The organism is Cutibacterium modestum (assembly GCF_008326345.1).
In the GTDB taxonomy this organism is placed as follows: domain Bacteria; phylum Actinomycetota; class Actinomycetes; order Propionibacteriales; family Propionibacteriaceae; genus Cutibacterium; species Cutibacterium modestum.
In genome coordinates this window covers 399617-412155 of the sequence record NZ_BJEN01000003.1, presented here as the reverse complement: position 1 = coordinate 412155, position 12539 = coordinate 399617, and the positions used below count along the sequence as shown (strand labels likewise).

General features: G+C 59.8%; 8 protein-coding genes and 1 tRNA gene. All 9 read right to left on the bottom strand.

Translation table 11 applies throughout. The annotated features are described in order from the left end of the window. Positions 1-126 precede the first annotated feature (126 nt). A complete protein-coding gene (locus F1563_RS10250) occupies positions 127-4008 on the bottom strand; it encodes a DNA-directed RNA polymerase subunit beta' (protein ID WP_002528783.1) in 3882 nt (1293 codons plus the stop codon). Between the two features lie 168 nt (positions 4009-4176). Beyond that, entirely contained in the window at positions 4177-7656 is a 3480-nt protein-coding gene (gene rpoB, locus F1563_RS10245; RefSeq protein ID WP_007434076.1) for a DNA-directed RNA polymerase subunit beta, read from the bottom strand. A 318-nt stretch (positions 7657-7974) separates the two neighbouring features. Then, positions 7975-8370, bottom strand: a complete 396-nt coding sequence (rplL, locus tag F1563_RS10240) for a 50S ribosomal protein L7/L12 (RefSeq protein ID WP_002528785.1) — start codon at positions 8368-8370, stop codon at positions 7975-7977. Between the two features lie 13 nt (positions 8371-8383). Beyond that, positions 8384-8995 (bottom strand): 50S ribosomal protein L10, encoded by a 612-nt coding sequence (gene rplJ, locus F1563_RS10235; RefSeq protein WP_007434077.1) that lies wholly within the window; start codon positions 8993-8995, stop codon positions 8384-8386. Between the two features lie 427 nt (positions 8996-9422). Beyond that, complete coding sequence (rplA, locus tag F1563_RS10230; RefSeq protein WP_002528788.1) at positions 9423-10121, bottom strand: 50S ribosomal protein L1; 699 nt, start codon at positions 10119-10121, stop codon at positions 9423-9425. A gap of 92 nt (positions 10122-10213) precedes the next feature. Then, positions 10214-10645: a 50S ribosomal protein L11 gene (rplK, locus tag F1563_RS10225; RefSeq protein WP_002528789.1), complete on the bottom strand. Its 432-nt coding sequence runs from the start codon at positions 10643-10645 to the stop codon at positions 10214-10216. A gap of 130 nt (positions 10646-10775) precedes the next feature. After that, positions 10776-11678 (bottom strand): transcription termination/antitermination protein NusG, encoded by a 903-nt coding sequence (gene nusG / locus F1563_RS10220; protein ID WP_002528790.1) that lies wholly within the window; start codon positions 11676-11678, stop codon positions 10776-10778. A gap of 23 nt (positions 11679-11701) precedes the next feature. Continuing rightward, entirely contained in the window at positions 11702-12349 is a 648-nt protein-coding gene (gene secE, locus F1563_RS10215; protein ID WP_002528791.1) for a preprotein translocase subunit SecE, read from the bottom strand. Between the two features lie 92 nt (positions 12350-12441). Beyond that, positions 12442-12514: transfer RNA gene (locus tag F1563_RS10210), tRNA-Trp, on the bottom strand. Between the last annotated feature and the right edge of the window lie 25 nt (positions 12515-12539).

The following is a 12539-nucleotide window of genomic DNA, read 5'->3' as shown; positions in this document are numbered from 1 at the left end:
AGGTGGGCCGCCTCGTTGCGACGTTCCATTCAAAAAGCCCGGCAAGAATCGGGCAGTGACCCTTTCACATATAAAAAGGCCTCTCTTCCCTCAATGAGGGAAGAGAGGCCCAGGATTGACATCACCTCAACCCAAATCGCCCAGGTCCAGATCCTCCAGCGGAACAGCCGCGCCCGAACTCGAGCCGAAGTCGTAATCGAACGGGTCGTAGTTCATCGTGAACGCGGCAGCCTTGGCCTCTGCGGTCGGCTCCACACGCATATTGCGATAGACCTCCAGACCGGTACCGGCCGGGATGAGCTTACCAAGGATGACATTCTCCTTGAGACCAACCAAGGTGTCCGTCCTCCCGTTAATCGCAGCATCGGTGAGAACCTTGGTGGTCTCCTGGAAGGAGGCCGCCGACAACCACGACTCGGTAGCCAACGACGCCTTGGTGATGCCCATAAGCACCGGGCGGCCCTCGGCTGGACGACCACCCTCGGAAATCGCCTTACGGTTAGCGGCCTCATAGACGCTGCGGTCCACGAGTTCGCCAGGCATCATCTGGGTGTCACCAGACTCAATAACGGTGATCCTGCGCAACATCTGGCGAATGACAATCTCGATGTGCTTCTCGTGGATACCCGCACCCTGCGTGTTGTAGACCTTCTGGACTTCCTTAACGAGGTACTCCTGCACCCGACGAACACCGGAAATACGCAGCACGTCCTGCGGGTCGGCGGTACCACCCATGAGCTGCTCACCAGCGGCGACCCGCACACCGTCACGGATGACACGGTGGGTACCGTCGAGATCGAACTCAAGACGGGCACGACGCGGGATCGCGTACTCAACGTCCTCCTCGCCGTCGTCACGCACCAACACAAGCTTGCGACGGTTATCGGACTCGTCAATGCGGATGACACCAGCAGCCTCGGCCAGCGGCGATTTACCCTTCGGGCTACGAGCCTCAAAGAGCTCGACGACACGGGGAAGACCCTGGGTGATGTCGTCACCGGCAACACCACCAGTGTGGAACGTACGCATCGTCAGCTGGGTCCCGGGCTCACCAATCGACTGTGCAGCGATGATACCGACGGCCTCGCCAACGTCGACCAGGTGTCCGGTCGACAACGAACGCCCGTAGCAGCGAGCGCAGCAGCCCTGGGCAGCAGTGCAGGTGAGCACCGAGCGCACCTTGATCTGCGCGATGCCGGCGGCGATGAGCCTAGAGATTTCCTCGTCACCAAGATCGGAGTTGGCCTCCACCACGACGTTGCCGTTGGCGTCGACGGCGTCGACGGCCAGACAGCGAGCGTACACCGCAGTGTCTAGCCCCTCGGCACGTACCAGGTTGCCGTTGCCATCATCAATAGCGATGGTCTTAGGCATGCCGCGGGTCGTACCGCAATCCTTCTCCCTGACGATGACGTCCTGCGAAACATCGACCAAACGACGAGTCAGGTAACCCGAGTCAGCGGTACGCAGAGCGGTATCAGCCTGTCCCTTACGACCGCCGTGGGTGGAAATGAAGTACTCCAGAACCGTCAAGCCCTCACGGAAGTTCGATTTAATCGGGCGAGGAATAATGTCACCCTTCGGGTCCGCCACCAGACCACGCATAGCGGCAATCTGGCGCATCTGCGTCATACTGCCTCGAGCCCCCGAATCGACCATCATATGAATCGGGTTGGTCTGAGTGAAGTTAGCCTCCATGGCGGCGGTCAGCTCGGCAGTGGCCTCAGTCCAGATCTGGATCAGATCCTGACGACGCTCTTCCTCAGTCACAGCACCACGGTCGTACTCGCGGTCAACCTTGGCAGCCCGAGCCTCATAACCAGCCAGGATCTGCGGCTTGGTTGGCGGGGTCTGGACGTCACCGATAGAGACGGTCACACCGGACAAAGAGCCCCACTTGTAGCCGATGTCCTTAAGGTTGTCAAGGACGTGGGCCACCTCAAGTTGGGTCATGCGCTCACTGAGATCGTTGACGATCTTGCCGATCTGCTTCTTTCCGACCAAGAAATCAACGTACGGGTAGTCATCCGGAAGTACCTCGTTAAACAGTGCCTGTCCGAGAGTAGTGTCGAGGATGACCGAGCCGTCAGCACGAACCGTCTCGTCATGCGGCGGCACAATACCCTGAAGACGGAGCTTGATCTTCGCACCGACCTCAAGCTCACCGAGATCATGGGCCATGATAGCCTCGGCCAACGAGCTGAAGGCACGGCCCTCGCCCTTAAGACCGTCAAGGGCCATCGTCAAGTAGTAAGCGCCGATAATCATCTCGTGCGAAGGTAGAGCGACCGGGCGGCCGTCAGCCGGCTTGAGAATGTTGTTTGTCGACAGCATAAGGACGCGGGCCTCAGCCTGGGCCTCGGGACTCAGTGGCAGATGCACAGCCATCTGGTCACCGTCGAAGTCGGCGTTGAAAGCCGAGCAGACAAGCGGGTGAAGCTGGATAGCCTTGCCCTCAATGAGTTGAGGCTCGAAGGCCTGAATACCCAGGCGGTGCAACGTAGGTGCGCGGTTCAGCAGAACCGGATGCTCCTTAATGACCTCTTCGAGGACATCCCACACGACCGGGCGTTGACGCTCAACCATTCGCTTGGCGGACTTCACATTCTGAGCATGCTCAAGGTCAGCGAGCCGCTTCATAACGAAGGGCTTGAACAGCTCCAAGGCCATCGTCTTCGGCAGACCGCACTGATGCATCTTGAGCTGCGGGCCAACGACAATGACCGAGCGGCCAGAATAGTCGACGCGTTTACCGAGCAGGTTCTGACGGAAACGGCCCTGCTTGCCTTTAAGCATGTCGGACAGTGACTTCAGCGGACGGTTGCCCGGGCCGCTCACCGGACGCCCGCGACGACCGTTGTCAAACAGCGAGTCAACGGCTTCCTGGAGCATCCGCTTCTCGTTGTTGACGATGATCTCGGGAGCGCCAAGATCAACCAGCCTCTTGAGCCGATTATTTCGATTAATGACGCGACGGTAAAGATCATTAAGGTCAGACGTCGCGAAGCGGCCACCGTCGAGTTGCACCATCGGGCGCAGGTCCGGCGGGATCACCGGGACGCAGTCCAGCACCATGCCCTCCAGCGAGTTGCCGGAATCAAGAAAAGCCTGTACTACCTTGAGGCGCTTGAGGGCGCGGGTCTTTTTCTGGCCGCGACCAGTCTTGATGATCTCGCGCAGCTTCTCAGATTCACCATTGAGGTCAAAATCGTGCAGGCGACGCTTGATCGCCTCAGCACCCATCGAGCCCTCAAAGTATTTACCGAAGCGTGACTTCATTTCGCGGTAAAGAATCTCATCACCCTCAAGATCCTGGACCTTAAGGTTCTTGAAGCGATCCCACACGGCATCCAGACGGTCAATCTGGCGCTGAGCGCGAGTCTCGATGTGCTTAAGCTCTTTCTCGGCGCCGTCCTTAACCTTGCGTCGGACGTCAGCCTTTGCACCGTCAGCCTCAAGCTGAGCCATATCCTCTTCGAGCTTGACCCGGCGGGCCTCCAACTCAGAGTCACGGCGCTGCTCCAGGCGCGACCGCTCAGTTTGCACCTTGGCCTCCAGCGACGGAAGGTCGCGATGGCGAGCCTCCTCATCGACGGCGGTAATCATGTAGGCCGCGAAGTAGATGACCTTCTCGAGGTCCTTCGGGGCGATATCCAGCAAGTACCCCAGCCGGGAGGGAACTCCCTTGAAGTACCAGATGTGGGTCACCGGCGCGACCAACTCGATGTGTCCCATACGCTCACGACGCACGTTGGAGCGAGTCACCTCAACGCCGCAGCGCTCACAGATGATGCCCTTGAAGCGCACGCGCTTGTACTTGCCGCAGTAGCACTCCCAGTCACGGGTCGGGCCGAAGATCTTCTCGCAGAACAAGCCGTCACGCTCGGGTTTGAGGGTGCGGTAGTTAATGGTCTCGGGCTTCTTGACCTCGCCGTGGCTCCACGCACGGATCTGGTCGGCCGTGGCCAGGCCGATCTGCAACCGGTCGTAGTAGTTGGTGTCCAGCACGATTGTTCTCTTTCCCCCACTCGGGTGGGTGGTGGCCCCTCCTCGTCAGAAGGGGTTCCAGTCGGGGTGTCTATGTGGGTCGGGTTGTCCGGGCCCGTCCCCACCCCCGTCAAACGGACTGTGTTCGGGGGTCGGAGGCGACGTTGCCGCCCCCGACATATGGGCAGGTCAGTTGGCCATGGCGTTATCGGCTCCGGGACGACGCCCAATGTCGATACCCAGACCGGACCGGGTGTCTTCCTCAGAGTCGCGCAGGTCGATCTCCTGACCCTCCGAGTTGAGCACCTCCACATTCAGGCAGAGTGACTTCATCTCCTTGACAAGCACCTTGAAAGATTCAGGAATACCCGGCTCAGGAATGTTCTCGCCCTTGACGATCGCCTCGTAGACCCTGACACGGCCCGGAACGTCATCGGACTTGATGGTGAGCAGCTCCTGCAAGGCCCAGGCAGCGCCATAGGCCTCCATGGCCCACACCTCCATCTCACCGAATCGCTGACCACCGAACTGGGCCTTACCGCCGAGCGGCTGCTGGGTGATCATCGAGTACGGGCCCGTGGAGCGGGCGTGGATCTTGTCATCGACCAGGTGGTGCAGCTTCAGCATGTACATGTAGCCGACACCAACCTTCGAGGGGAACGGCTCGCCAGTACGGCCATCGAAAAGAGTCGCTTTACCGTCGGTGTCGACGAGCATCTCGCCATCGCGGGTCGGGTGACCGTACTCCAGTAGACCGGTGATCTCCTCCTCGGTAGCGCCGTCAAAGACCGGGGTGGCCAGGCGAGACTCCTCAGGGACGTCAATAAGGCCGACCTCACGCAAACGCTCAGCCCAATCGCCCTCAGCCTGGGTGATATCCCAGCCGGAGTGAGCGATCCAGCCCAGGTGCATCTCAAGCACCTGACCGACGTTCATTCGCGAGGGCACGCCCAGCGGGTTGAGGATGATGTCGACGGGGGTGCCGTCCGGCAAGAATGGCATATCTTCAACAGGTAGGATCTTCGAGATGACGCCCTTGTTACCGTGGCGTCCGGCAAGCTTGTCACCGATCGAGATCTTGCGCTTCTGGGCAACGTAGACGCGAACCATCTGGTTGACACCAGGGGCCAACTCGTCACCGTCCTCAGTGTCGAAGATGCGCACCCCAATAACAGTGCCCTCCTCGCCATGAGGAACCTTGAGGGAGGTGTCACGAACCTCACGGGCCTTCTCGCCGAAGATTGCGCGCAGCAGCCGTTCTTCAGGGGTCAACTCGGTCTCGCCCTTCGGGGTAACCTTCCCCACCAAGATGTCACCAGTGCCGACCTCAGCGCCGATACGCACGATGCCGTTCTCGTCCAGGTTGGCCAGCATGTCCTCGGAAACGTTTGGAATATCCCGAGTGATCTCCTCGGCACCCAGCTTGGTATCACGGGCATCGACCTCATGCTCCTCGATGTGGATCGAGGTGAGAACGTCGTCAGAGACGATTCGCTGGGACAAGATAATGGCGTCCTCATAGTTGAGGCCTTGCCAAGGCATGAATGCGGCCAACATGTTACGACCCAGGGCCAATTCACCCTTGTCGGTCGACGGCCCGTCGGCCAGGGGGGTACCAACCTCAACGCGCTGCCCCACCTTAACCAGCGGACGCTGGTTAATGCAGGTGCCGGCATTCGAGCGGCGGAACTTCTCCAGCTTGTAGGTCTGGTACGTGCCGTCATCGCAAGCGATATCAATAAGGTCAGCGCTCACTGACAGGACAGAACCGGCCTTCTCAGCAAGGGTGACGTCACCGACGTCGACCGCGCAGCGGTACTCCATACCGGTTCCAACGAACGGAGCCTCAGTGCGCACCAGCGGCACGGCCTGACGCTGCATGTTCGCGCCCATGAGGGCTCGGGAGGCATCATCGTGCTCAAGGAACGGGATGAGAGCGGACGCCACCGACACCATCTGGCGCGGGGAAACATCCATGTAGTCGACGTCGGAACTCGGGACCTCGTCGGCCTCGCCGTGGCGCTGGCGCACCAAGACGCGGTCGTTGACGAAATGACCTTCGTCATCAAGCTTGGCGTTAGCCTGAGCAATGACGTGACGATCCTCTTCGTCAGCAGTGAGGTAGACGACCTCGTCGGTAACGTGCCCGTCAACGACCTTACGGTACGGGGTCTCAATGAACCCGAAAGCGTTGACGCGAGCGAAGGAGGCCAGCGAACCAATCAGACCGATATTTGGACCCTCAGGGGTCTCAATTGGGCACATACGGCCGTAGTGCGACGGGTGGACATCGCGGACCTCCATGCCAGCACGATCACGGGACAGACCACCGGGGCCCAAAGCCGACAGACGACGCTTGTGAGTCATCTCGGCTAGCGGGTTGTTCTGGTCCATGAACTGCGACAGCTGGGAGGTCCCGAAGAACTCCTTGATCGCCGCCGTAACCGGGCGGATGTTGATCAAGGTTTGCGGGGTAATGGCCTCAATGTCCTGAGTAGTCATGCGGTCCCGCACGACACGCTCCATGCGGCCCAGGCCGGTACGCAACTGGTTCTGGATAAGCTCGCCGACGGTGCGCAGACGACGATTACCGAAGTGGTCAATGTCGTCGGGCTCAACGACGATGTCGTCGCGACCTTCACGCGGCAGGACCTCGGTACCCTCGTGCAAAGCGCACACGAAGTGGATGGCAGCAACAAGATCGTCGATCGTCAGCACCTGCTGGTCGAAGGGCAGGTCCAGGCCAAGCTTCTTGTTGATCTTGTAACGGCCAACTTTGGCCAGATCGTAGCGCTTCGGGTTGAAGTAGTAGTTCTCAAGCAGCTGCTGTGCGGCGTCACGGGACGGCGGTTCGCCGGGGCGCAACTTCTTGTAGATGTCGAGGAGGGCCTGATCCTGAGTCTCGACGCCGTGATCCTTCTCAAGGGTCTGGCGGATCGACTCGTGGTCGCCGAACTCCTCAAGGATCCGGTCAGCAGTCCAGCCGAGAGCCTTGAGGAAGACGGTGATGTTCTGCTTGCGCTTACGATCCAAACGGACACCGACGGTATCGCGCTTGTCGATCTCGAACTCAAGCCAGGCACCACGCGACGGAATCACCTTGCAGGTGAAGATGTCTTTGTCGGAGGTCTTGTCGGAAGTCTTTTCGAAATAGACACCTGGGGAACGCACCAACTGGGAGACGACGACACGTTCGGTGCCGTTGATAATGAAGGTGCCCTTCGAAGTCATAAGCGGGAAATCGCCGATGAAGACCGTCTGGGACTTAATCTCCTCGGTTTCGTTATTCATGAACTCCGCGGTCACGAACAGCGGGGCCGCGTAAGTGGTGTCACGATCCTTGCACTCGTCGACGCTGTGCTTAGGATCTTCAAACCGGTGGTCCCGGAAAGACAGGGACATCGTCTGGGAGTAGTCCTCGATCGGAGAGATCTCCTCGAAGATCTCCTCGAGACCAGACTTGGTGTTGATGTCGGTGCGCCCCTCTGCAAGGGCGGCGTCCACATGGGACTGCCATATCTCGTTGCCAACGAGCCAGTTGAACGACTCAACCTGCAGGTCGAGAAGGTTGGGAACTTCCAACGGCTCGTGAATCTTGGCGAATGAAATTCGTCCCGACTGGGGAGAAATGACGTTGGTGTTCTTCGACGCAGTACGCGTGGCGGCCAATGTGCGGTCCTTCCGAGAACTCCTACAACCGACCCGTCGGCCGGTCTGGGGCATGACAAACCGCCCATGTCAAGCACGGGCGATTGCTGGCAATGATGCAGAGAGTAAGTGTACGTCGACATTAACGAGTCTTGCAAATCAGCACCACTGCTGCACTTAAACTGCGCCCGATCACAGCTGGGGAAGCAATCCGGCGCGCTCATGGGCGCGGATTAGAGCGCACGTAACCACTCCTTTGGGGTAATGAAGATCCGCGCCAACCCAACCGAGTTGACGCGGATCTATTGACCTGTTGAAACAGTCGCTACGCGAGGATCGTCACTTGAGGGTGACGGTGGCGCCGGCGGCCTCAAGGGCCTCCTTAGCCTTCTCGGCGTCTTCCTTCTTGGCCTTCTCGAGGACGGGCTTCGGGGCGCCCTCGACGAGGTCCTTGGCATCCTTCAGGCCCAGGCTGGTGAGGCCACGGACCTCTTTGATGACCTGGATCTTCTTGTCGCCGGCCGACTCGAGGATGACGTCGAACTCGTCCTTCTCCTCCTCGGCAGCAGCAGCCTCGCCACCGGCAGCCGGAGCACCGGCAGCAGCGGCAACAGCCACCGGAGCGGCGGCGGAGACGTCGAAGGTCTCCTCAAACTGCTTCACAAACTCAGAGAGCTCGATAAGGGTCATCTCCTTGAAAGCGTCAAGGAGCTCTTCGTTGCTGAGCTTCGCCATGATGGGCGTCCTTTCACTCGTTGGTGTTGTCCTGGGCGGCGGACGCCTCAGGGGTGGTTGTCTTGGGCTCCTGGTCGCAAGCCTCTCCAGCTCCACCGATCACGGACGGATCAGCAGCAGCCTTGTCCTGCAGGGCGCCGAGGCCGCGAGCAGCCTTAGACGGCAGGGCATTGAAGACCACGGCGGCCTTCGTGAGGTTGGCCTTGAGGCCACCGGCGAGCTTAGCGAGGAGGACCTCGCGGGACTCGAGATCGGCGAGCTTCTTAACCTGGTCGGCGTCGAGGACGTTACCGTCCATCACACCGCCCTTGATAACTAGGAGCGGGTTGTCCTTTGCGAAGTTCTTCAGACCCTTGGCCACGGAGGCCACATCACCGTTAATGAAGGCGAGGGCGGTGGGGCCGACGAGCTGCTCATCAAGTCCCTCAATACCCGCCTCCTTGGCGGCGATGCGGGTGAGGGTGTTCTTCGCAACGGCATAGGTGGCCTCACTCCCCAGCGAACGGCGCAGATCCTTGAGCGCCGACACGGAGAGACCGCGGTACTCGGTCAGTACGGTGGCGTCGGCCGAAGAGAACTTCTCCTTCAGCTCGGCGACCGCAGCGACCTTGTCAGGCCTAGCCATTGGGTCTCCTTCCCACTTCTCGTATGTCGCGCTGGCAGTCGAGCTGCTAGCGCCGGAGCCGTAGCGGAGGACAAAAAGAAAACCCCGGTGCACAGGCGCACGACGGGGTAACAGAGTCATCTCGGCATTCACCTGCGCGGGCCATCCGTCACTCCGGATGCTTGGCGGGGAACCCCGACCAACGGTCTACGGCAACGTATAAAGGGTAGCTGACTGGGGCCATAGCACCAAATCACGTAATAGACAGGCTCCCGCCGCCTCAGCAAAACAGGCAAGAACCGGTGGGATGTGTGCCCAGGAACTCGCCTTGCGTCATGATGCCGTCACAACCACGCTCGCATCTGAGTTGCCCGCGCTGAGCTTGGCCACGAGAAAAGAATGATGGCCCCCGCCACGATGTGGTGAGGGCCATCAGTAGTTCAGTTAGTCACTCTGTGTCGCGAGCGGCAGCAGTATCGATCTGCACACCGGGACCCATCGTCGAGGAGACGGTAATCTTGCGCAGATAGCGACCCTTAGCAGCGCTTGGCTTGAGACGCAGGATCTCGTCGAGAGCAGCGAAGTAGTTCTCGGTTAGCTTCTCCGATCCGAAAGACACCTTTCCGATGAGGAAGTGGAGGTTGGCGTAACGATCAGTGCGGAACTCGATCTTGCCGCCCTTGATGTCGGAGACAGCCTTAGCAACGTCCATGGTGACGGTGCCGGTCTTGGGGTTCGGCATCAGACCACGCGGACCGAGGACGCGGCCCAGACGGCCGACCTTGCCCATCATGTCCGGGGTAGCAACCACGGAATCGAAGTCCAGGTACCCGCCCTGAACCTTGGCGATGAGATCGTCGTCACCGACCTCGTCGGCGCCCGCCTCGCGGGCCGCCTCGGCCTTCTCACCAGTGGCGAAGACGAGGACCCGTGCCGTCTTGCCAGTACCGTTGGGAAGGTTGACGGTACCGCGAACCATCTGGTCGGCCTTCTTAGGGTCGACACCGAGCCGGATAGCCACGTCAACGGTCTCGTCGAACTTGGCCGATGCACCGGCAGCCACCAAGGACAAGGCCTCCTCCGGAGAGTAGAGCTGGTCGAGGTTCACCTTCTCGACGGCTGCGCGATAAGCCTTGCTGCGCTTCATATCTGGTTCCTTTCACCAGGTGTGGTGAGGGCGGCGCGTGCCCCTCCACAAAAACTATTTATGCGAAAAACTGTCTGAGGGTTCGGGGGAGCTCAGGCCTCAACCTCGACGCCCATGGAACGAGCGGTACCGGTCACAATCTTCATGGCGGCCTCAATGTCGTTGGCATTAAGGTCGGGCATCTTGGTCTCAGCGATCTCACGGACCTGATCCGTGGTGATCTTGCCGACCTTGTGAGTCAGAGTGTTCTCGGTACCCTTCTTGATCCCAGCAGCCTTCTTGATGAGCTCGGCCGCCGGAGGGGTCTTAAGGACGAAGCTGAAGGTACGGTCCTCGTAGATGGTGATCTCGACCGGGACAATGTTCCCGCGCTGTCCCTCGGTCTGGGCGTTGTAGGCCTTGCAGAACTCCATGATGTTGACACCATGGGGGCCAAGAGCCATACCAACGGGCGGGGCTGGGGTGGCCTGTCCCGCTTGCGGTGCGACCTTAACGACGGCCGCTACTTTCTTCTTAGCAGGCATGTTGGGTCCTTCTTTCGGTGGTGACAGCACCGGTCGGTGCGGTCAGTGCGAATCCGAGTGTGACGAGCACCCGGACACAGACGCACCGGCCAAGTCTAAGCATCTCGGCCGGTTGGGGCCAAAATCAGGTTCAGATCTTTTCGATCTGGTTGAACTCGAGGTCCACTGGTGTGGAGCGGCCAAGAATCTCGACTAGAGCCTTGACGCGCTGGTTATTGGTGTTGATCTCAGTGATCTGGGCCGGGACACCAGCGAACGGGCCATCAGTAATCTGCACCGACTCGCCAACCTCATAATCGGCAACCTCAACCTTCGGCTTGGCTTTCGGTGAGGGAGCCTTGTCCGCATTCTCGCGACTAGCCTTGGCGATGACCGACGGCGTCAGCATCTTGACGACCTCGTCGAACGTCAGCGGGATCGGAGTAGTAGATTGCCCGACGAACCCAGTCACCGACGGAGTATGACGCACGATGCCCCACGAGTCGTCAGTCAGGTCCATCCGCACCAGCACGTAACCAGGCAGGTACACCCTGGTGATCGTGCGGCGTGCGCCATTGCGGATCTCGACGACCTCCTCAGTAGGAACGACCGTCTCAAAGATGTAGTCCTCCATATTGAAGTTCTGTACCCGGGCATCAAGGTTCTGCTTCACCTTGTTCTCCATGCCGGAGTAGGTGTGCAGCACGTACCATTCGCCGAACTTCGAGGACAGCTCGTCGCGCAACTCCTCGATGGCAGCGTCAACGACATCCTGGTTACCAGCCTCAGCCGGCTCATCCTCGTCGGCGCCTTCCTCATCGTCAGCTGCCTGCCCGATGCCGAGATTGCGAGCGATGTCGTCGTCTGAAGCCTCAGCAGACTCATCGTCACCAAGATCAAGGGTGACCTCGGGCTCCTGAGCGGAGCTCTCCTCGCTGAGGTCTCCAAGGTCGATCTCGGCCTCGTCGTCCTTCTCCTCGTCGGTGTCGGGGGTCAACACGTCGAGGTTGATCTCGACGTCGTCATTCTCGCTGAAATGGGGGCTGTCAGTCACAGGTCAATTCTCCAATGTGATCGTCAGTTGCCAAAGAGCTTGATGACGATCCATCCGAAGAGGACGTCCAAACTACTGACGTAGGCGATGATGAGCAGAACAAAGACGAGGACGACGATGAAGTACTGGCCCAACTCGTCGCCAGTAGGCCACTTGACCTTACGCAACTCAGCAACCGACTGCTTAGTAAAGATCACCGGGCCAGCGCGATGCTTGTCTTGGTCGACGGGCTTATGTTGAGAGCTCGCCTTGCGAATCGGAGCCTTCGTTAGCTCACGCTTCGGCGTAGGGCCAGTAGATTTAGCAGCAGACGCAGCGGGCTTCTCATCGCTCGCGTTAGCCGCTTTGCGCACGGGCTTGCCGCGGCGGGCAGGTTTGCCAGCAGAATCCTTCTTATGCACTGGGCGGGAAGAACGAGCCGATGCGGCGGCCCCCTCCGCTTCCTCAAGTTGGTTAGGATCGTCAATGACCACGTCTCCAGGATCGGCTTTATCCGGAGTCTCATCGACGACATCATCTGGGCTCGTCAACTTCTCAGCCTCTGAGTCAACGACGTCATATTCGTCAGCCTCCGGAAGGTTGTTGGATGCGAGATCCTCGCCCCTCGGAGACAGCTCGCCCTTGACGGAAGGATCGTCTCCGTCACTGAGGTTTCGCTTCTCGTCGGTCACGCTATTCCTTCGGGTCCTGCCTGACGGTTGGTGCCGTGGACAGGACTTCGCCACGGCTATGCACCAGGGAAACGCCCCGCACAAGCGTCCCGCAGGGCACGAGGGACTTGAACCCCCAACCTGCGGTTTTGGAGACCGCTGCTCTGCCAATTGAGCTAGTGCCCTTCAGCGTTGCCTGGGTGACAACACC